17 protein-coding genes are annotated in these 20941 nt (G+C 71.7%); 9 read left to right on the top strand and 8 right to left on the bottom strand.

The window, feature by feature from the left end; translation table 11 throughout:
- The first annotated feature begins 81 nt into the window (after positions 1-81).
- Entirely contained in the window at positions 82-1449 is a 1368-nt protein-coding gene (locus tag ACMXN5_RS36700; protein WP_439679217.1) for an MFS transporter, read from the top strand.
- Positions 1450-1459: 10 nt separating this feature from the next.
- On the opposite strand, the gene ACMXN5_RS36695 is transcribed toward ACMXN5_RS36700, so the two are convergent.
- Positions 1460-2116 (bottom strand): DUF4396 domain-containing protein, encoded by a 657-nt coding sequence (locus ACMXN5_RS36695; RefSeq protein WP_439679216.1) that lies wholly within the window; start codon positions 2114-2116, stop codon positions 1460-1462.
- A 173-nt stretch (positions 2117-2289) separates the two neighbouring features.
- On the opposite strand from ACMXN5_RS36695, the gene ACMXN5_RS36690 reads away from it, so the two are divergent.
- Both ACMXN5_RS36690 and ACMXN5_RS36685 read left to right on the top strand, forming a co-directional pair.
- A complete protein-coding gene (locus ACMXN5_RS36690) occupies positions 2290-2757 on the top strand; it encodes a DUF6153 family protein (RefSeq protein WP_439679215.1) in 468 nt (155 codons plus the stop codon).
- Between the two features lie 103 nt (positions 2758-2860).
- The gene (locus tag ACMXN5_RS36685; RefSeq protein WP_439679214.1) at positions 2861-3550 is read left to right on the top strand and encodes a DUF305 domain-containing protein; all 690 of its coding nucleotides are present in this window, start codon (positions 2861-2863) and stop codon (positions 3548-3550) included.
- Positions 3551-3650: 100 nt separating this feature from the next.
- Here the strand turns inward: ACMXN5_RS36685 and ACMXN5_RS36680 are convergent, their stop codons facing one another.
- Positions 3651-4355, bottom strand: a complete 705-nt coding sequence (locus tag ACMXN5_RS36680) for a M56 family metallopeptidase (RefSeq protein WP_439679213.1) — start codon at positions 4353-4355, stop codon at positions 3651-3653.
- Positions 4356-7742: 3387 nt separating this feature from the next.
- Between ACMXN5_RS36680 and ACMXN5_RS36675 the strand changes: the two genes are divergently transcribed.
- Positions 7743-8120: a BlaI/MecI/CopY family transcriptional regulator gene (locus ACMXN5_RS36675; RefSeq protein ID WP_439679212.1), complete on the top strand. Its 378-nt coding sequence runs from the start codon at positions 7743-7745 to the stop codon at positions 8118-8120.
- Positions 8121-8344: 224 nt separating this feature from the next.
- Entirely contained in the window at positions 8345-9319 is a 975-nt protein-coding gene (locus ACMXN5_RS36670) for an NlpC/P60 family protein (protein WP_439679211.1), read from the top strand.
- 12 nt (positions 9320-9331) lie between these two features.
- On the opposite strand, the gene ACMXN5_RS36665 is transcribed toward ACMXN5_RS36670, so the two are convergent.
- Entirely contained in the window at positions 9332-9781 is a 450-nt protein-coding gene (locus ACMXN5_RS36665; protein WP_439679210.1) for a hypothetical protein, read from the bottom strand.
- Between the two features lie 607 nt (positions 9782-10388).
- Between ACMXN5_RS36665 and ACMXN5_RS36660 the strand changes: the two genes are divergently transcribed.
- Positions 10389-11798 (top strand): DUF6895 family protein, encoded by a 1410-nt coding sequence (locus tag ACMXN5_RS36660; RefSeq protein WP_439679209.1) that lies wholly within the window; start codon positions 10389-10391, stop codon positions 11796-11798.
- A gap of 116 nt (positions 11799-11914) precedes the next feature.
- Here ACMXN5_RS36660 and ACMXN5_RS36655 read toward each other — a convergent pair whose 3' ends face one another.
- The 5 genes from ACMXN5_RS36655 to ACMXN5_RS36635 all read right to left on the bottom strand — a co-directional run bounded on the left by ACMXN5_RS36655 (position 11915) and on the right by ACMXN5_RS36635 (position 16752).
- Positions 11915-13438 (bottom strand): NAD(P)/FAD-dependent oxidoreductase, encoded by a 1524-nt coding sequence (locus ACMXN5_RS36655; protein WP_439679208.1) that lies wholly within the window; start codon positions 13436-13438, stop codon positions 11915-11917.
- A complete protein-coding gene (locus ACMXN5_RS36650; RefSeq protein WP_439679207.1) occupies positions 13435-13719 on the bottom strand; it encodes a (2Fe-2S)-binding protein in 285 nt (94 codons plus the stop codon). Before ACMXN5_RS36650 ends, ACMXN5_RS36655 begins: the two co-directional genes overlap by 4 nt.
- Positions 13712-14881, bottom strand: a complete 1170-nt coding sequence (locus tag ACMXN5_RS36645; protein ID WP_439679206.1) for an NAD(P)/FAD-dependent oxidoreductase — start codon at positions 14879-14881, stop codon at positions 13712-13714. Before ACMXN5_RS36645 ends, ACMXN5_RS36650 begins: the two co-directional genes overlap by 8 nt.
- The gene (locus ACMXN5_RS36640; RefSeq protein ID WP_439679205.1) at positions 14881-15801 is read right to left on the bottom strand and encodes a dihydrodipicolinate synthase family protein; all 921 of its coding nucleotides are present in this window, start codon (positions 15799-15801) and stop codon (positions 14881-14883) included. Before ACMXN5_RS36640 ends, ACMXN5_RS36645 begins: the two co-directional genes overlap by 1 nt.
- A gap of 414 nt (positions 15802-16215) precedes the next feature.
- On the bottom strand, positions 16216-16752 hold the full coding sequence (locus ACMXN5_RS36635; protein WP_078980568.1) for a helix-turn-helix domain-containing protein: 537 nt from the start codon (positions 16750-16752) through the stop codon (positions 16216-16218).
- A 487-nt stretch (positions 16753-17239) separates the two neighbouring features.
- On the opposite strand from ACMXN5_RS36635, the gene ACMXN5_RS36630 reads away from it, so the two are divergent.
- The 3 genes from ACMXN5_RS36630 (at position 17240) to ACMXN5_RS36620 (ending at position 20932) form a co-directional block, all read left to right on the top strand.
- Positions 17240-18910: an ABC transporter substrate-binding protein gene (locus tag ACMXN5_RS36630; RefSeq protein ID WP_439679204.1), complete on the top strand. Its 1671-nt coding sequence runs from the start codon at positions 17240-17242 to the stop codon at positions 18908-18910.
- A 109-nt stretch (positions 18911-19019) separates the two neighbouring features.
- A complete protein-coding gene (locus tag ACMXN5_RS36625) occupies positions 19020-20015 on the top strand; it encodes an ABC transporter permease (RefSeq protein WP_395796089.1) in 996 nt (331 codons plus the stop codon).
- The gene (locus ACMXN5_RS36620) at positions 20012-20932 is read left to right on the top strand and encodes an ABC transporter permease (protein ID WP_380009462.1); all 921 of its coding nucleotides are present in this window, start codon (positions 20012-20014) and stop codon (positions 20930-20932) included. The genes ACMXN5_RS36625 and ACMXN5_RS36620 overlap by 4 nt, the downstream gene beginning before the upstream one ends.
- Positions 20933-20941: the final 9 nt, after the last annotated feature.

Here is a 20941-nt window from a genome sequence, read left to right as displayed (position 1 = left end):
TCAACGCGTGCATGTGTACGCACATGATGAGTACGCTGGTCTCGCTCCTCGACGCCGCCGAACGGGACGAGGTCGATGCCGATGCTTGCCGTATTGCGAAATCGCACCTATCGCCGTCTGTTCAGCGCGCAGGTCGTCGCGCTCGTGGGTACCGGGCTGGCCACGGTCGCACTGAGCCTGCTCGCCTACGACATCGCGGGAGCCGACGCCTCCGCCGTACTGGGCACGGCGCTCGCGATCAAGATGGTCGCGTACGTCGTCGTCTCACCCGTCGCCGGCGCGCTCGCGCATCGGGTCTCCCGCCGTGGCCTGCTGGTCGCGATGGACCTCGTCCGTGCCTTCGTCGCGCTCGCGCTGCCGTTCGTCACCCAGGTGTGGCAGATCTACGTGCTGATCCTGCTGCTCCAGGGCGCGTCGGCGATCTTCACGCCCACGTTCCAGGCCGGCATCCCCGAACTCCTGCCCGAGGAAGGCGAGTACACGGCGGCCCTATCGATGTCTCGGTTCGCCTACGACCTGGAGAGCCTGTTCAGCCCGGCGTTGGCCGCGCTGCTGCTCGAACTGGTCTCCTACCACTGGCTGTTCGCCGGTACGACAGTGGGCTTCGTCGCCTCGGCCACCCTGGTCGTCTCGGTCGTGTTGCCTCGGCCGGCGCCGGTGGAGCGGGCCGAGGGTGTGCGGGGTCGGTATGCGCAAGCGGGCCTCGGGTTCCGGCTGTTCCGGGAGACGCCGGGGCTACGGGCGCTGTTGGCGCTCGATCTGGCGGTCGCGGCGGCGAGTGCGATCGTCTTCGTGAATACGGTCGTTCTGGTTCGGGAGCACTTCGGGCGGAGCGCGGGTGCGGTGTCGCTGGCCCTGGGCGCGTATGGCGGGGGTTCGATGGTGGCGGCCCTGCTGCTGCCGCGCCTGCTGCGCCGTTTTGCGGATCGGGGCGTGATGTCGGCCTCGGCCTGCGCGCTTCCGGTCGTACTGGCCGCCGTCGCGGGGGTCACGGCGGCGGCGCCGAACACGCGATCGTGGGTGCTGCTGCTGGTCGCGTGGGCGGCGATCGGCGCGGCGTGTTCGCTGGTGCTCACCCCGGCCGGGCGGGTGATTCGGCGGTCGGCGGGGGCCGCGGACCTGCCCGCCGCGTTCGCCGCCCAGTTCTCCCTGTCCCACGGGTGCTGGCTGGTCACCTATCCGCTCGCCGGATGGTTGGCGGCGGGTGCGGGTATGCCGGTCGCCGCGATGGTGCTGGGCGGCATCGCCCTGGCGGGGGTGGTCGGTGCGGCGGCGTGTCGGCCCCGTCGTGGAGGTACCGAACTCGTGCACGTGCACTGCGACTTGCCCGCCGACCACCCGCACCTGGCCGATGCCGTGCCGTCGGCCGACGGGTGGCGACACCGGCACGCGTATGTGATCGACCGGCATCACCACGTCCGGCCCGACGCGCTGTCGGAGCGGGCCTGAGGGGGCTCGGTCAGTGGTACGCGTGTACGACCGCGTGGCCCTTGCCGCGGGCGATCAGCCAGCGGTTGACCGGGACGGTGATCACGAAGGCGACGGCGAACGACAGCGCGAGACTGGCCCAGAAGAGCGGGTCACCGAGTCCGGCGTGCATCGCGCCGGGCACGAGCATCATGACGCTGTTGTCCATCACCTCCATGACGATGATCGACACGGTGTCGGCGGCGAGCGCGACCTTGAGGGCCTGGCGCAGATCGACGCCCGCGTGTAGGACACCGCGCATGGTGAGGCCGTATCCGAAGACGAACGCCAGGATGATGGCGGTGATGATCGTGGCGGGGTTCGACCAGCCGAGGGCGGTGCCGATGATCATGCCCAGGACCTCGCCGATCGCGCAGCCGGTCAGGCAGTGCAGCGTGGCCGCGGCCGCCATTTTCCAGGAGGCGGGGTCGTGGTCCGGGTGGTCCGCGTGGTCCGCGTGGTTGGTGTGGCTGTCGTGGCTTCCGTGGTCCTCGTGACCCCCGTGGTGCTTTTCGTGACTCCCGTGGTTTGCGTGCTCCCCGTGCTCCCCGTGGTTGTTGCCGTCGTCGCCGTGGCCGCCGTGGGGGTGCTCGGAGTGGTGGTGTTCCGAGTGGTCGTGTCCGGCGGGTGATTCGTGGTGTGTGGTCATGAATGTCTCTCCCGTGTGTACTTGCGGCGCGACAGCGCCCGGCGAGTTTACGGGCCGGGGGTATGCATGACCAGAAGATCATTTCATCGGACCCCATTGGTCGATGTGTTGCTCCTGGGCCTAGTCTGGATACCAACGTGGGGTATGGGCGACGCGAGGCGGAGGGTGGGTACGTGGCGGCGCGGACGGCGGGACCGGTGGCACGCGCGCCGCGTGGCATCGACCGCGTCCTCGTGCGTGGCCTGCTCCTCCTGCTGCTGACCCTCGGCGTGATGGGCATGCACACGCTTGGCCATCCGGCGTCGGCGGCTGCGACGGGATCGGCGACCGAGGCCGCGGATGCGGTCGGTGCGGGCCGCGGCGTGATGGAGCCGATGGCGCCCGGCCATCACGGCGGTTGCCCGGACGGCGGCTGCTCCACAGACGGCGGCTCGCACCATGGCTCCGACCCGACCACGATCTGTCTGGCCGTGCTGCTCGCCGGCCTCGGCGTCGTGGTGGCCGCCCTGGCCGTACTCGCCCTGCGTCGCGCCCGGACCCGGCGCCGACGTCGGCCTCGGGCCCGACTGGCGGCGTTCGTACTGGGATTGCCGCCGCCGCGGACACCCGATCTCGCCCTCCTGCGAGTACTGCGCATATAGGCCGACGCCCGGTCCCGGGCCACGGCCGGGGACTTCGCGCCCTGTTCCGCATCGCCGAGCCCGCCGTACGGGCGGGCCGCGCACTCCCAGGAGAAGCACGACCATGAAGCGATTCACCCGTACCCGCACCCGTACCCTCGCGCTGACCGCCGCCGTGATGTCCGGTGCGCTCGTCCTCGCCGCGTGCGGTAGCGACGACAAGGACAAGTCCTCGGCGAAGGCGTCCACTTCGGCGTCCGCCCCGGCTGCGGCGTCCGCCTCCGCCTCGGCGTCCGCCCCGGGCGCGTCGGCGGGTGCGTTCAACGACGCGGATGTGATGTTCGCGCAGATGATGATTCCGCATCACGAGCAGGCCGTGGAGATGGCCAAGGAGGCGCCGGCCAAGGGGGCCGACACCGAGGTGAAGAAGCTCGCCGCGACGATCGAGGCGGCGCAGGCCCCGGAGATCAAGCTGATGAAGGGCTGGCTCACCACGTGGGGCAAGCCGACCTCGGCTCCGGGTGGCATGAACCATGGCGGCGGCATGATGTCCGAGGCGGACATGACCGCGTTCAAGGCGTCCACCGGCGCCGACTTCGACCGGCGGTTCCTGACCATGATGATCGAACACCACAACGGGGCGATCACCATGGCGGAGACGGAACTCGCCCAGGGCGTCGATCCCGCCGCGCGCAAGTTGGCCGAGCAGATCAAGAGTTCGCAGGCGGCCGAGGTGCAGCAGATGCGGCAAATGCTCACCGCCATGGGCGGTAGCACCCCGAGTTCGCCGTCGATGCCCGGCATGAACCACTAGCCGGCTCCGAACCCCGCCGCCGTCTCTCCGCCGCCGAATTCCCGCGCGGCGAGGGGCGGCGGCTCCTCGTGGCGTGCGACGTCGGCGGCGGCGCCGATCGTCACACGGCGATGCGGTCGGCCGTGCCGGGATCGATGCCGTCGGCCGGGGCGGACGCACAGTGGTGGGCCCCTGCGGCGTGCCCGAGCGGCGCCAACGCGAGCAGGGCGGGACCGGTGAGCAGGACGACGGCCAGCGCCATCGCCGCCGCGAGGCGCACGCGTCCCAACGGCGCGTCGGCACGGGCGAGTCGGCGTACCCGATGCAGCGCGGACACCCCACCGGCGCCGAGCCCGCGCGCGGTGGTCTCGGGCGTGGTGGCCTCGGGCGCGGCCACCACGACAACCGCCTCGGCCAGCGCCCGCCGGCCATGACGGCGCGCGGCCGCGTCATCCGCCGCCAGTTCGATCAGCAACGTGATCTCGGCGCGGGCACGGCGAAACAGCGGCGGGAACGGCAGGGCGCGCTGAAGCCCGGCGGCCAACCCGAGGGCAAGATGGTGCCGTTGGCGGATGTGGGCATGCTCGTGGGCGAGGGCCGCCCGCAGCTGACGCGACGTCAGCGCCGCCACCGCCGCCGAGGTCAACACGACCGTCGGCCGGCGCCCCGGCAGGCAGTACACCACGGGCTCGGCAAACGGAACGACAAGCGCCCCGAACGGCCCGGCCGGACACCCCAGCAGCCGCAACCGCTCACGATGCGCCCGCCGATCCCGCGCCGCCGCCACAAGCTCATACCCGACATTGCCCACGACCCACAGACTCACCCCACCGGCACCAACCGCACCCACAACCGGCGCTCCGGCAACCCCCGACCACCCGTAATGCCCACGCAAGCCGGCCGCACAAACCCCGAACAGCTCCCCAACGGCCCCACCCACCGCCCCGACCGGCACCACCATCACAGCCCCGACCAGCACCAATGCGCCCAAGGCCGAAAGACTGCCCACCTGCCACAACACAATCCCAACCCGCGGCGCCCGCTCGACCCACCGCCCCACCGACAACAACCAGGGCAGCCCAAAACTCACCCCCAGCCCATACCCGAAGAGCCCCAAGAGCAGAGCCCCCACACCCACCCCCAACGGTCACCCAGTCCAATCGACCCCCGAACCCTAACCACCACCCCGCCAACCGCCTCCGCCCCCGACCACAGCCACGCGACCCCTCAGGGCGGGCGCCGGTCACCCGTCGGGGCTGACGAGACGGGGGTGCGTTGCTCGGCGGGTCCGCCAGCGGCGGGGAGGGCGGGCGGCCGGGCGGGTCCGCCGACGCGCTTTCTGGGTGAGTCGGGTGTCTTCGACGGGCGTTGCGCTCGTGGTCGCGGAGGGCCGGTCCGGGGCGGGGCAGAGTCGCCGGGTCGGTCGCCGCCGGCGTGCGGGGCTCCGAGACTCCGGCCTCCCGACGAGGCGGGCGTGTGGCTCGGCGGAAAACCGGCCGGCAGCGGCGGGGAGGGCGGGGGGCCGGGTTGGGTTCGCCGACGCGCTTTCTGGGTGAGTCGGGTGTCTTCGGCGGGCGTTGCGCTTGTGGTTGCGGAGGGCCGGTCCGGGGTGGGTCAGAGTCGCCGGGTCGGTCGCCGCCGGCGTGCGGGGCTCCGAGACTCCGGCCTCCCGACGAGGCGGGCGTGTGGCTCGGCGGAAAACCGGCCGGCAGCGGCGGGGAGGGCGGGGGGCCGGGTTGGGTTCGCCGACGCGCTTTCTGGGTGAGTCGGGTGTCTTCGGCGGGCGTTGCGCTTGTGGTTGCGGAGGGCCGGTCCGGGGTGGGTCAGAGTCGCCGGGTCGGCCGCCGCCGGCGTGCGGGGCTCCGAGACTCCGGCCTCCCGACGAGGCGGGCGTGTGGCTCGGCGAAAACCGGCCGGCAGCGGGGAGGGGGAGGGCCCTCGGGTCGAGTCTGCTGACGAGCCTTCCCGGGTAAGTCGGTTGCCTTCGGCGGGCGTTGCGCTTGTGGTTGCGGAGGGCCGGTCCGGGGCCGGTCAGAGTCGGTGGTGGGCCGCCGCCGGCGTGCGGGGCTCCGAAGCCCGGCGCTCCCGACGAGACGGGCGCTTTGCTCGGCGAAAACCGGCCGGCAGCGGCGGGGAGGGTGGTTGGTCGGGTTGGGGTCGCCGGGGGCCTTCCCGGGTGGGTTGCGTGTCTTCGACGAGGGTCGCGTTTGTGCTTGCGGAGGCCCGGTCCGGGCGGGTCAGAGTCGCCGGGTCGGTCGCCGCCGGCGTGCGGGGCTCCAAGACTCCGGCATCTCGGCGAGGCGGGCGTGTTGCTTGGCGAAAACCGGCTGGCAGCGGGGGCAGAAGGGTGGTCGGGTTGGGTTGCCCGGGCGGCCTTCCCGAGTGGGTCGGGCGTTTCCGGCGGGCGTTGCGCTGTTGGTTGCGGGTGGCTGGTGCGTGGCGGGTCAGAGTCGGTGGTGGGCCGCCGCCGGCGTGCGGGGCTCCAAGACTTCGGGGCGTCTGGCGGGGCGGGTGTGTTGCTCGGTGGAACACCGGCCGGCAGTGGGGGAGCGGGAGGGTGGCCGGGTCGGGTTCTCCTGGGGCCTTCCCGGGTGGGTCGGGGTGCTTCGGGGCGTTTGGAGGGCAGTTGGGGTTCGGAACCGGATCGCGGTGGGCGGTTGTGGGCTTCGAGCTTCGGTGACCTGCGGTTTTGCGGGGTCGGGGCGGAAAGTCGGGTCTCGAGTGCCGGTTTCGTGCGCTTCGACCTGCGCAACGCCGGTGTGAAGGCCGAAACTGCGTAGTGAGAGTCGGTTGCGCGTGCTGCGAACTCTCGAAAGCCGTCGAGGAGACCGAAAGTGCCCAGGGAGGGCCGAAGCCGGATCCCGAGACGCTCCAGACGGCTTCCCTTCGCGCTGACCTGCGGTTTTCTCTCGCGCAGAGGCTCCAGCACTCCACTCGATCCGGTTTCGTGAACCGCCGTCACCCACACGCCCACTGCGCACCGAAACCAGCCGGCCCACTCGGGAAGGTTGCCTGGAGGACTCGACCCGAGCCTCCTCCTGCCCGCCGTTGCCGGCCGGGTTTCGGTGAGCAGCTCGCTTGTCTCGTCGAGAGCCCGGGTCTTGGAGCCCCGCACGCCGGCGGCGGCCCGCCCGGCGACTCTGGCCGGCCCCGCACCGGCCACCCGGAACCACAAGCGCAACGCCTGCCGGGAACGCCCGGCCCACTCGGGAAGGTTGCCTGGAGGACTCGACCCGAGCCTCCTCCTGCCCGCCGTTGCCGGCCGGGTTTCGGTGAGCAGCTCGCTTGTCTCGTCGAGAGCTTCGGGTCTCGGAGCCCCGCACGCCGGCGGCGGCCGACCCGGCGACTCTGACCAGCTCCGGATCGGCCCTGCGCAACCACAGGCGCAACGCCCGCCGAAGAGGCGCGGCCCACTCGGGAGGGCTCCCCGGCGGACTCGACCCGAGCGTCCTCCTGCCCGCTGCTGCCGGCCGGATTTCGCCGAGCAACACGGCTGTCTCGCCAGACGCTCCGAAGTCTTGGAGCCCCGCACGCTGGCGGCGGCCGATCCGGCGACTCTGGCCAGCTCCGGAACGGGCCTGCGCAACCACAAGCGCAACGCCCGCCGGAAACACCCGACCCATTCAGGAAGGCACCCCGGGCAACCCAACCCGACCAACCCTTCTGCTCCCCCGCTGCCAGCCGGTCTTCCGCCGAGCAACACACCCACCTCGTCGGGAACTCCGGGCCTCGGAGCCCCGCACGCCGGCGGCGGCCCACCACCGACTCTGACCCGCCCCGGACCAGCCACCCGCAACCACAAGCGCAATGCCCGCCGGAAACACCCACCCCACTCGGGACGTCCCCCCGGCGGACTCGACCTGAGCCTCCTCCTGCCCCCGTTGCCGGCCGGTTTTCGGTGAGCAGTTCGGCTGTCTCATCGGGAGGCTTCAGTCTCGGAGCCCCGCACGCCGGCGGCGGCCGACCCGGTGACTCTGACCGGCCCCGGACCGGCCTGCGCAGCCACAGGCGCAACGGTTGCCGGAGATAGCCGACTTACCCGGGGAGGCGCGTCGGCGGACCCGAACCGCCGTCGCGCTTCCCGGCGGGCAACGCAGCACTCTCGTTGGGAGCCCGGGGCCTCGGAGTCCCGCGCGCCGGGGGCGTCCCGGCGGACCACGGCTCGGGGTGGCTGCGCATCCCTCGTGTTTCTGGGGGTCGGTAGGCTGGGGGTGTGTGGGGGTTGGGGAGTCTTGAGGGTGAGGCCATGGACGTGGTTTGGTCCATGGGGCGGCCCGTCGTGGTGCATGACGTTGTTGCGGCGTTGAATGAGCGTCGGGAGAAGGAACTTGCCTACACGACGGTCATGACGGTGCTCAACAAGCTCGTTGCCAAAGGGTGGCTCGAGCGTCGGCTTTCGGGGCGTGTGGGTACCTACATGCCGGTTGAGGATAAGGACGCCTATACCGCGCGGATCATGGCCGAAACGCTTGCCGATAGTCAGGACCGGGCGGCGGCCTTGTTGGGCTTTGTGGAGCGGCTCGATCCGGTGGAATCGGCAGCTCTGCGTGCGGCGTTGAGGCGGGTTGGGGACTCCGGAGCGGTGGAGTGAGGTACGCTTGGCGCCGAGTGTGACGTGCCTTGGGTGGGGTTTATTACTACGCTGCATAGTAATAGGGTTGGCGGTGCCGTTGAGGTGCCGCCCCGGCGGTGTCTGCTTTGTGTGGGCGGCCGGACCGGAGGAGTGCGGCGTTTATGGGTGTGCATGCCAGATCTCGGCCTCGGGTTGCTCGGCGGGTCGGGGTTTCGATTGTTTCCTCGGCGGCGGTTGGGGTGATGGTGTTTGCCGCTTCGCCCGTGCAGGCCGAGCCGCAGCCGACGCTGCGGCAGGCCAAGGAGCAGGTCGACGCGCTGCACGAGGAGGCGGAGGCCGCGACCGAGAGTTACAACGGTGCGGCCGATGCGAATCGTAAGGCGCAGGAGCAAGTCGCCGTGTTGCAGCAGCGGTTGGCCGACAAGCAGGCCGCGCTTGCCCGTCAGCGGGAGATGCTCGGAGGCATCGCGTCGGCGGAGTATCGCGGTGGTGGCGTCGATCCGAGCCTGCGGCTGTTGATGACCGATGACCCCCGGGGATTCCTGAACCGGATCTCCCTCGATCGCCAACTGAGCGCGCGGCAGCAGGAGGCGCTGGGTCTCGTGCAGCGTCAGCGGCGCGAACTCGACCAGGAACGCCGGGAAGTCGCCGAGCGGATGGCGGAACTCGACCGTACGCAGCGGGAGATGACGGCGCGCAAGCAAACCGTCGAGGCCAAGCTGCGCCAGGCGCAGGACGTCGTCAACCGGCTGTCCGGCGCCGACCGGGAGCGGTTGCGCCGGGAGGAGCAGGCGGAACGTGACGGCAAGGCCCGTGAGGCCGCCGCGGCGAAGCGGCAGTACGCGACGGCGTCCCCGGCGACGTCGGACCGGGCAGCCGCCGCGGTACGGGCCGCTTACGCGCAGCTCGGCAAGCCGTACCGCTGGGCCGCCACCGGCCCCGACTCGTTCGACTGTTCGGGGCTGACCCAGTTCGTCTGGCGGACGGCGAACGTCTCGCTGCCGCGCACGTCCCAGGAGCAGGTCCGGGTGGGCAGGCCCGTCGCCAAGTCCGAACTCCAGCCCGGGGACCTGGTCTTCTTCTACTCGGACCTGCACCACGTCGGCATCTACATCGGCGGCGGCAAGATGATCCATGCCCCCAAGCCCGGCTCGAACGTCGAGATCCTGTCCATCGACGTGCGCGGCATGCCGTACATGACGGCCATCCGCCCATAACGCCGCCCTCGCTCAGTTCGGGGTCGGGGTCGTGGTGGCGTCGCTGTCGTCGACCCGGCGGACCTCCGGGGCGGGCCACTCCTCGAGGGAGTAGCAGACGGCGAAGTCGTCCACGTCCATCCAGCCCACGGCATGGCGTGGGTCGTCCTCAGCGTCGGCGATCAGGATCGCCGACGTGCCGTCGCGCGGATGGGTGCCGTGCGCGTGTCGGACGCCGAGGACCAGGACCAGGTGCGGCGAGAAGTCGGCGTTCGGCTCGAACTCCTCCCGTAGTCGCCAGGTTTGGCCCGGCGCGGCGATCAGCCACGGCGAGAGGTCGGCGACACGGTCGCAGGCCACCCGGGTGGCCGCGGCCGGGTCGAGGTGGTCGTCGGTGATCAGGGCGTCGATCCAGGCGTTGACGAGAGCTCCGGCGCCGAAGGCTCCGAGGAGATGGTCGATGCGCTTGTCGTTGGGGTTCATTGTCAGAACCCACGAGTGTGGACGGGGTATTGGTTCTCATCGGATCGGTTGGGGGTGGGATCGGGATTCTGATGGGTGGTACGAGTGGTGTACATGAGGCTCGGCGCTTCCTGTGGGGTCGGTCGACGGCGGGTGGACCGCCGGGCGGACGATCGTGGACGTCCTCCGTGGGTGTGAACCGGAACGGACGCCCGGGTATGCCGGGGTGGGGCGACACGATGGTGCGGATGCCGTCCGCGTGTGGTTCGCGCGCGGTCCGGGTGCGACCGGCGCGCGCCCCGCGTGCGGGTGCGGCGGCGACGTACGGCCCGATCGCGAGCGGTTTGTGCCGCCCCGGCCGCGTTTGGCCGGCCGCCGCGGTCACAGCGGCCACCCATGGTCGTGCATGGTTCGCCCATGAGTACGCAATACGAGGCGATTTGCTGATTTACCTGACGAACTGCCCACGGTGGTGTCAAGCTTGAGGGTCCGGGTGGAGGAATACCGACGACTTGGCGGGGGATCCGATGGGTGAGTGGGGGCAGGGCGTGGAAATCGGTGGGATCCGGCCGGTGGCGAGCGAGGACGGTGCCGGCGTGGGCGCCGGTACGCAGTCCGCCGAGCGGGCGTGATCCCGGAACCGCGGGGGGCCGAGGTCCTTCACTCGACCCCCGCCCGAGACGCCGCCCCCGAGACCGCCCCCGACGCCGGCTCGATCCCGGCGAGCCGCGCCGCGCGTTCGGCCGGCAACGGCGCCGGTCACGCCGACGACGTGCCCGCGCCCGCGCCGCCCCGCCGTCGACTGCTCCAGGTGCTCACCCTGGCCGAGTTGGGCCTCGAACGCCTCGACCGCCAAGGCCCCCTCCCGGAGCCGGCGGCCCGCCCCGACCCCGACCGCAGCGCCACCGAGCAGTTCGTCGTGGAGACCGCCCGCCTCGTGCTGATCGCCGACCGGATCCCGCACCCCGCGCCGGAGATCCGATCCGCGCTCCACCGCATCGCGACCCTGCTGGCCCCACTCGCCCGCACCCCCGAGCGCACCGCGCTGCTCGTCCGACACCCGCGCACCGCAGTGCCGCTCGGCATCACGCATCTGGCGCTGGAGCAACTCGGTATCCTTGACTCCCACTTCGCGGCCACGCTGCGTCGTGCCTTCGCCACCGGCCAGGTCGACGCCGTCGAACGGCCGCCGCACCGCCGCCTCGAGTCGGCCTGGCTGCGTGCCCAGTGCGGCGGCGAACCGGTCGACCACACCGCGTACCGCCAGGGTTCGATCCTGGCCGCACACCCGCACCCGCTGTACATGAGCCTCGCCGACGTGCACGCGCTCACGCACACCCTGTTCCACCTCACCGACTTCGGCCGCCGCGAACTCCCCGACGAAGCCGACCCGATCGAGTTGCGCCGCATCCTCAACGCCTGCCTGCTCTGGCAAGTCTTCGAGGAAAACGCGGACCTGGTGGCGGAGTTGCTGACCGCCGCGCTGCTCCTGCCGGGTCCGGTGTCGCGCACCGCGCTGCTGTGTCGGGACGCCCTCGACGCGTTGTGGACCGAGGTGGGGTTCCTGCCCGGCCCCGGCCCCGGTTCCAGCCACGGCCCCGATCCCGACCGGCAGCCGACGCTCTTCGGCACGCCCACCGGCTCGGAACGCGAGACCTACGCCTTCCGGCACGACTTCCACACGATGTACGCCGCCGGCCTCATGCACGCGGTGGCCCTCGCCCGCGCGCCGCACGACGTGTGGGCGCGGCCCGGGGCGCCGGCCGACCAGACGGGGGTCGGCGTGTATTCGGACCGATGGCCGCTGTGGATCCGCCTCGTCACCCGCGACGGACCGGGCCTGCCCGTCGCGTCGGCCGCCGAGGCGGCGATCATCCGGGCCGGCCGCAACGGCGCGTACGCCGAGATGGAGAACGCCCTCCTGTCGGCCCCCGCACACGGCGTCTCCCCGCTCACCGTCGCCCACGCCCGCGACCTGCTCGACCGCCACCTCACCAGCGACCGACCCGACCGACCCGACATCGACGCGCGGAGATGACGACCCGCGTCCCCGCCGAAGCCGAAGCCGAAGCCGAAGCCGAAGCCGGAGCCGGAGCCGGAGCCGGAGCCGAAGCCCAGGCCCAAACCCGAGCCCGCGCCGCTCCGGCACAGCCGCTACCTCACCACCGGCCCCGCGTCCGTCGGTGATTCCGCCGTCGTGGTGGCGTCGTGTGCGCGCGCCAGCGCTTCGACCGGGAGCGGTTTCACGGGTGGGCGGGCGGTGAAGGCGCCGATCGTCTCCCTTGGCAAGCCGGTTTCCCGGTGCAGGAGTTCGAGCAGTGCAGGGCCGCACATCCGGCCCTGGCAGGGGCCCATGCCGGCGCGGGTGATCAGTTTGACCGCGTCGGCGGTATCCAGGCCCGGGTTGTCCGCGAGCGTGCGGCGGACCTCGCCGAAGGTGATCTCCTCGCAGCGGCACAGCACGGTGTCGTCGTCGGCGAGCGCGTGCAGCCCGGCCCGGTGCGGCGCGCACGTGTGGTCCAGGAACGCCGCCATCCGCCCGGTGGCGGCCAACTCGCCCTCGATGGACCGCAGTTCCCGGTCGTATGGGGCGGATTCGAGCAGGCCCAGGCTGCGGACGATGTCGAGGCCCGCGCGGCGTCCGGTGGCCACGGCGTGTTCGGCGCCGGCCACGCCCGTGAGTTCGCCGGCCGCCCAGATGTGCGGCAGCGACGTGCGCATCGCGTCGTCGTGGTCGAGCACCCAGCCGCCGGCCGGACCGTTCCAGTGCGCCGCGCAGCCCGCCTGGCGGGCCAGTTCGGTGGAGGGGACGAAGCCGTAGCCGGTGCCCACGGTGTCGCAGCCGACGGTGCGGGCGCTGCCCGGGACCGGGCGCCAGTCCTGGTCGACGCGGGCCAACACGGCGGCGGTGACGTGCTGTTCGCCCTCGGCCCGCAGGAGCAGGGTGCGGGTGTGCACCGGTACGCCCGCCCGACGCAGTGTGCGCAGCGCGGCCAGGCCCTCGGCGACCTTGGCCCGGTTGCCGGGCAGCGCGGCGACGGCGCGGATCAGGTCGGCGGGGGCGGGCAGGTGCTGGGCGAAGGCGACTTCGGCCACGTCCGCGCCCGCGCGCACCAGTTGCGCGGCGGCGATCAGCAGCAGGGGGTGTGCGCCGGCCAGCACGATCCGCCGACCGGCGAGCGTGCGGTGGCCCTTGAGCAGGGCCTGGATGCCGCCGACGGTGAGAAAGCCGGGGAGGGTCCAGCCCGGGAGCGGCACCGGCAGGTCGTAGGCGCCGGCGGTGAGCAACAGGGCGCGTGGCAGCAGGACTTCCACCCCCTCGGGACCGTGCACCGCGACTCGGGGTCCGGCCGGGACGGGGGTGCCGGGCGGCGCCGCCCAGCCGTCGGGCGCGGTGCGGGTGGCGAACACGCCCCAGGCGGTGGTGCGGTGGGCGAAGTCGATGCCCGGATGCGCGGCGGCGCGGGTGAGCAGCGCGCGGCCGGCCGCGTACGCGGGGGCGGAGAGCGGGTCCGGGCCGGGGTTGCCCGGGTCGGGGCGGCGCCAGATCTGGCCGCCGGGGCGCGGCTGTTCGTCGACGACCAGGACCCGGGCGCCGTGCGTGGCGGCGGTGACGGCGGCGGCCAGCCCGGCGGGGCCGGCGCCGACGACGAGCAGGTCGGGGGTGGTGGTGTTCATCGGGCTTCCTCGCCGGTGGTGTCCACGGTCATGCCGGCGCGTACGGGTTCCTGGCAGGAGCGGATCAGGGGCGCGCCGTCGACGGTGACGGTGCATTCGAAGCACACGCCCATTCCGCAGTAGGCCGAGCGCGGCCGGCCGGCGCGGTCGTGCCGGGTGACGGGTTCGTCGATCGCGATCAGCGCGGCGGCGAGCGAGCGACCGCCCGGCACTTCGCGCGGGACGCCGTCGAGGGTGATGGTCACCTGCCCCGGACGGCCGGAGGGGGAGTGGTCAGACAAAGTTCAACGCTCCGAACCGTGCGGGGGAGTAGTCGTCCAGGGGCAGGGCGGTACTTCCGGTCAGGATCTGTTCGGCGAGCAGGCGGCTGTAGGTGGGGCCGAGGGTGAAGCCGGATCCGCCGGTGGCGACGAACAGGTCGGGGCGGCGCGGAACGGCGCCGAGCAGCGGGAGTTGGTCGGGGGCGAGCGAGGTGGCGCCGGACCACACGCGCAACACGGGCAGCCGCTGTACGGCCGGCACCACGCGGGCGGCGTCGGCGCCGGCGAAGACCGAGTCCAGGCGCAGTTCGGGGCGGGCGTCCAGGTCCAGGGTGCCGGCGTGCTGGACGAACTTGGCGGCCCGGCCGCCGCCGATCAGGATGTTGCCCTCCGCACTCTGCTTGAGCGAGAGCCGCCGGCCGGCGTGTTGCACCAGGTGCGGAACCAGCGGCCGGGTGGCGGCGGTGACGGTCATGGTCAGCGCGACGGGGACCACGGGCAGCCGGATGTCGGCCATCGCGGCGACCTCGGCGGTCCACACGCCGGCGGCGATGACCACGGCGCGCGCGCTCAGGCGCGGGCCGGCGGCGGTGTCGGCGAGCCAGTGCCGGCCGTCGTGGCGCAGCGCGGTCAGTCGTACGCCGGTCTCGATCCGGGCGCCGAGCCGCCGCGCGGCGCGGGCGTAGGCGTGCGTGACCAGGCGGGGGTCGGCCTTGCCCTCGCCGGGGCACCACGCGGCGCCGACGACCCGCTCGGACAGGTACGGGGCCAACTCGTGCGTGGCGCGGGCGTCGAGGAGTTCGACGTCGAGGCCGTGGCTGTGCTCCAGGTGCGTCTTGTGCGCGAGCAGGGCCAGGTCCTCGGGGCTCTCGGCGAGCATCAGGCCGCCGCCGCGGCGCACGCCGCACGGTTCGCCGAGTTCGTCCTCCAGGCCCGCCCACGAGTTCATCGCGTCCAGGTGCAGCGGCAGTGCCTCGGCGGCGCGGGCGGCGACCGCGTGGCCGTGTTGGATCATCCGGTATTCCAGCTGGAAGTGCAGGCTGCCGGCGTTCTGGCCGGAGGCGTGCCGGTTCAGCTGGTCCTTCTCGATCAGATGCACGCCGGCGCCGCCGCGGGCGAGGTGGTAGGCCACCGCGCAGCCGAGCAACCCGCCGCCGATGACCAGGACTTCGGTGCGTTCCATCAGGAGACGAGTCCCAACTCGACGAGGGTGGCGTGGACTTGGTCGGCCTCGGCGACGGTGAGCGGAAGCAGCGGGCGGCGCGGGTGACCGGCGGGCACGCCGCGCAGGGTGAGGGCGTGCTTGAGGATGGCGGGGGCGCTGGCGAAGCGCGGCCCGTAGTCGCGGGTGAACCATGCCCGCATCAGCACCCGGTCGCGGGCGCCGACCGCCAGCGCCGCGGCCTCGTCGCCGGCGGCGAGGTGGGTGAAGAAGGCGGGGTGGTCGCGGCCGAGCACGGCGCCGGCGCCCATCAGGCCGTCGCCGCCGATGCCGCGCATCAGGGCGGCACCGACCGCGTCGGTGGTGATGCCGAAGTAGCGCACCCGCTCGTGCAGGGCGACCAGGCCGCGGACGAAGCCGCCGAAGTCGCCGGTGGAGTTCTTGATCGCCACCACGGTGGGCAGGTCGGCGAGTGCGGTCAGGGTGTCGGTGTCCAGGTCGACGCCGGTGCCGCGCGGCCAGTTGTACACGCACAGCGGGATGTCGACGGCGGTGGAGACCTCCTCGTAGAAGGCGATGGTCTCGCGCGCGTTGGGCACCACGTACGGCGGCGGGGTGAGCAGGATGCCGTCGAGGCCGGCGGCCCGGGCGGCGCGGGCGTGGCCGATCGCGGCGGTGGCGGTGTAGGCGTTGCAGCCGCCGAGCAGGGTGTATCGGCCGCGGACCCGGCGGGCGGCATGGGTGAACAGGGTGGCGCGTTCGGTCGCGGTGAGCGTGTACCACTCGCCGGTGGTGCCGGCGATGACCACGCCGTCCAGACCCTCGGCGGCGAACCATTCCAGTTGTTCGTCCCAGGCGGTCAGGTCGAGGTCGCCCTGGGAGGTGAAGGGGGTGGTCACGGCCGGTATGTAGCCGTGCCAGTCGACGGTGGTGCGGTCCATGCCCTCGATCCTTTCGGGGACACAAACCCGGGATCCGACACACGCGGGCCGTTCGGCACCGGTGGGCCTGGTACGTGCGCTCCGGCCGTACGGCGCGGTCGGCCGGCGCGTCCGGGGTGTGGGGGAGCGACCACACCCCGGACGCGCAAGCCGACCGCGCCGCGCGAAACGGAGCCCGCACGTCGCGGGGCGTCGAGGGGACCCGCGCCTACGGCGACGGGTGTACCCGCGGGCCGTACGGCGCGGGTGACACCCATGCCGTACCACCTCGGGAACACCCGAAGTCGCGACGGCCCGAGAGCCCCGCCGCGCTACGGCGACGGGTGTACCCGCGACCACCGGCCCGCCGGGACCGCCCGCCGCGCTACGGCGTGGGAAGTACCCGCGTTCCGATGCCTCGGGCGCACCCGCGCCTCACGGCATCGGCGGCGTGACCGCGACCAGTAGCCGTGCCGGGGCGTCGGAGTTGTTGACGAACCGGTGCGGCAGACGCGAGTCGAACGTGATCGCGTCGCCCTCGTGCAGGTGGTGGACGCGACCGTCCACCTCGACGTCGAGTTCTCCGGCGAGTACCGTGGCGCATTCCGTGGAGGGATGGCTGTACGGCTCGTCGGAGGAGGCCTGGCCCGGCTCGATGTCCGCTTCCAACACTTCCAGATCACCCGTTCCGGGGGTGAGCCTGGAGTAGGTGATGTGCTGACGGGCGGCACCGAGCCGCATGCGCCGCTCACGCGTGGTGACAGCCACGCGCGGTACGTCGGGGTCGTCGAACAGGGTGGCGATGGAGGTGTCGAAGACGCGGGCGAGCTTGCGCAAGGTGCTCAGGCTCGGTTCCGCGGCGCCGTTCTCCAACTGGCTGAGCATGCCCGCGGAAATACCGGCTGCGGCGGCCAACTGACGCAAGGTCAGATCGTGCGCCTGCCGTAGTTCGCGCAGTCGGTCACCCAGCATGTCCGATCCCGTTCGCTTCGCTGCCGAGTACCCTCGACTCGTGGATCCTGGCTTGTGCTATCGACTTGTTCAACGTGATTGAACGCTTCGGGGCGAAGATAAGCACGGTGCCGATCCCCCGTCAAGATCGATTGGCTCGGTGCGGGGGTCAAGCACGCCCTCCCGGCGTACCGCGAGCGAAGTACGCGTCGGTGAAAGCGGGTTCGCCGCTTCCCGGTCGCCGCTGTCGGCATTTGTCCCCGACAACGCCTGTGAGCAGTCATCGAGCAGCCGGCGAGCAGTCATCAAAGCGTTATCAAAGCGGAGAATGATCGCTCCATGTGGATCCTTGATCACCAAACATAAATTTTTGGTCCCACATGTCGAGATGTGGAAAAAAGTCATTGACCACCACCTCGGCCCGCGCCTACTTTCGAGCCCACCGTTCAGCCAGATCAAACACTCGGTTCCGTCATCGGCCGATCGGGTGCCTTGAGAAAGGTGCGCCATGCAGGGCAATCAAGCCATCGGGGACAACAGCGGCAGCACGACCGCGGGCAGGTCGGCAGGCAGCAGATCCGCCCGCCGCCGGGCCGTGCGACGCGCCGCCGCGCCCGTCGCGGTCACCGTGGCCGCCGCCATGATGCTCGCCGCGTGCGGCGGCGCGAAGAAGAACACCGACGACAAGGGCGGAGGCGGCGGAGGCACCCTCGTGGTCGACACCTCCTTCAGCCTCAAGACCGCCGACCCGGGCCGCACCTTCGAGCCCACCGGCATCATGGTCACCCGGCCCGTCTACGACACGCTGCTCACCTTCGCCAACGGCGACGTGACCAAGCCCGTGCCGCTGCTCGCCTCCTCCTACGAGGCCTCGCCCGACGCGAAGACCTTCACCTTCCCGCTGCGCTCGGAGGCCAAGTTCTCCGACGGCACCCCGGTCACCGCGAAGGATGTCGTCTTCTCCTTCAACCGGGTCAAGAACCTCAAGGGCAACCCGGCCTTCCTGCTGGACGGCGTGACCGCCACCGCCAAGGACGAGCACACGGTGGTGCTGACCACCGCGGCCGCCGACCCCGCGCTGCCCTTCCGCATCGCGACCCCGGCGCTCGGCGTGGTCAACTCCAAGACCGTGGCCGCGCACGGCGGTTCCGACGCGGCCGGTGCCGACCAGGGCGACAAGGCCGAGCAGTTCCTCAACGGCGACTCGCAGGGCAGCGGTCCGTACAAGATCACCAAGTACGACGTGTCCACCGAGGTCATCCTCACCCGCAACGAGAACTACTGGGGCGCCAAGCCCAAGTACGCCAAGGTTGTGGTGCGCAACGTGCCCGCGAACACCCAGCAGTTGAACGTGCTCAGCGGCGAGAGCCAGATCTCCCTCGACATGTCGCCCGACCAGGCGGTCAAGGTCAAGGGCCAGGCCCAGGTGCTGCAACAGCCCACGCCCACCACCGCGTTCCTGTTCACGAACGACAACCCGGCGATCTCGCCGACCACCTCCAACAAGGACTTCCAGGAAGCCGTGCGCTACGGCCTGGACTACAAGAGCCTGTTGGACGTGGCCGGCGCCGGATCCGCCCAGGCGGCCGGGATCGTGCCCAGCTTCTTCACCGGCGCGCTCGACCCGGGCAAGGCCGTCCAGCGCGATATCCCGCGCGCCAAGGCCGCGTTGGCCAGGGGTGGGCTGAACAACCCGAGCGTCGACCTGTACTACGCGTCCGACGTGACGATCAACGGCATCAACTTCGGCGACCTCGCCGCCCGGGTGCAGGCCAACCTCAAGGAGGTCGGCATCACCATCAACCTCAAGCCGGCCCCCACCCAGACCGCGCTCGACTCGTACCGCAACGGCTCCGAGGCGATGGGCCTGTGGTGGTGGCAGGCCGACTACCCGGACGCCAGCGACTACCTCGCCTTCACCCCCGGCGAGCTGGTCAGCCTGCGCGCCGGCTGGAAGGCCGAGGCCAACCCGGAGGTGTCCGGCCTGGCGCAGAAGGCCAAGACGGCCACGTCCGACGCGGAACGCGTGACGGCCTACAAGCAGTTGCAGGAGTCGATGAACAAGACCGGCCCCTTCATGCCGCTGCTCCAGCCCGCCCAGGTGATCGCCGCGAACAACTCGGTCAAGAACCTGCGCTACAACCCGATCTGGTACATCGATGTCGACAAGCTCGGCTGACCCCACCGCCCGACCCGGCACTTCCCGGGCGGCCGCATCCCCCACGGGGGGTGCGGCCCCCGGGCCCCGGGCCGCGCGCGGCTCCCACCCCTTCGCCAGGTTCGTCCTGGTGCGCCTGTCCATCGGTCTGCTGCTGTGCGTGGGCATCACCATCCTGGCCTTCGTGCTGACCCACTCCGTGCCCGGCGACCCCGTCGCCGCGAACCTCGGCGACCGGGCCCAGAACGACCCGGCCGCGGTCGCCGCGTTCAAGGAGAAGAACGGGCTCAACGACTCGCTGCCCTCGCAATACTTCACCTACCTGGGCAACCTGCTGCAGGGCGACATGGGCACCTCCCAGCAGACCCACCGACCCGTGTGGGACGACCTGGCCGACAAGGTCCCCGCCAGCATCGAACTCGCGCTGTTCGCCATCGTGTTGGCCCTGGTGATCGGCGTCGGTCTGGGCATCGTCGCCGCCGTCACCCGCAACGGGTGGCCGGACCGGGTGATCCGGGTGGTCAGCCTCGCGGGCGTGTCCATGCCGGTCTTCTGGCTCGCCCAAGTCGCCTTCTACGTCTTCTCGTTCAAGCTCGGCTGGATCCAGGCGGGCGGTCGGCTCTCCCCCGGCGCGATCCCCCCGGACGAGATCACCGGCCTCTACACGCTCGACTCGCTCCTGGTCGGCGACACCGGCACCTTCGGTGAGGCCTTCTCCCGGATGATCCTGCCCGCCTGCGTGCTGGCCGCCTTCAACATCGGCGTGCTCACCCGCTTCACCCGCGCCGCCGTACTCGAAGCCCTCGGCAACGACTACGTGCGCGCCGCCCGGGCCAAGGGACTTCCCGAGAGCACGGTCATCCGTCGGCACGTGTTGCGCCCCGCGCTCACCTCGATCCTGACCGTCGCCGGACTCACCTTCGGCGGCATGCTCGCCGGCACCGTGCTCGTCGAGAACGTGCTGTCGTGGCCGGGGCTGGGCCAGTACGCCTACAAGAGCGCGCTCAACCTGGACCTGCCGTCCATCATGGGCGTCTGCCTGTTCGTCGCGGTCGTCTACGTCGTGATCAACCTCCTCGTGGACCTGCTCTACGGGGTCATCGACCCGAGGATTCGCCTCTCGTGAACGCCACGCGCCTGTTCCTCGGCGATCGGCTCGGAGCCGACCGCACCCCCAGTCCGGACGACGACGCCCCCCGGCGCAAGCCCCGGCGCGCCGGGAAGTCGCCCTGGCGCAGCCCGTTGGCCGTCACCGGCCTCGCCATCATCGGCGTCTTCCTGTTCGCCGCCGTGTTCGCCTCGCTGATCTCCCCCGAGGACCCCCTCGCGCAGAAGTGGCCCAAGTACCAATCCCCGTCCGGGGACCACTGGTTCGGCACCGACCAACTCGGCCGCGACATCCTGTCCCGGGTCATCCACGGCACCCGGATCTCGCTGCCGCTGGCGCTGCTCCTGGTGGTCCTGGCGATGGTCATCGGTACCGTCCTGGGCGCGGTCGCCGGGTACTTCGGCGGCTGGATCGACATGGTCGTCATGCGCTGCGCCGACCTGGTACTCGCCTTCCCGGCGATCATCCTGGCCATGGCCGTGGTCGCCGCGCTCGGGCCGAACCTGACGAACGCCGTCCTCGCCGTGGTGATCGTCAGCTGGCCGACCTACGCCCGCGTGGTACGCGGCCTGGTACTGACGCTGCGGCAATCGGACTTCGTCCAGGCCGACCGACTCCTCGGCGCCTCCGGATGGCGCGTACTCGCCGTGGACCTGCGGCCCAACCTGGCCGGGCCCGTCGCCGTGCTCGCCGCGCTCGACCTGGGCAACGCGGTACTGCTGCTGTCCGGACTGTCCTTCCTCGGCCTGGGTGCGCAACCGCCCGCCGCCGAGTGGGGCGCCATGGTCAACGCCGGATCGGCGAACTTCGACGCGTGGTGGGTCGCGGTCTTCCCCGGCGCGGCCATCCTGCTCTCGGTGCTCGCCTTCAACTTCCTGGGCGACACCCTGCGCGACGCGCTCGACCCGCGTACGGCCCGGGCGATTCGAAAGTGACTCCGAAAG

The organism is Embleya australiensis (genome assembly GCF_051903075.1).
GTDB lineage: Bacteria > Actinomycetota > Actinomycetes > Streptomycetales > Streptomycetaceae > Embleya.
This window is presented reverse-complemented; position numbering and strand designations above follow the sequence as displayed.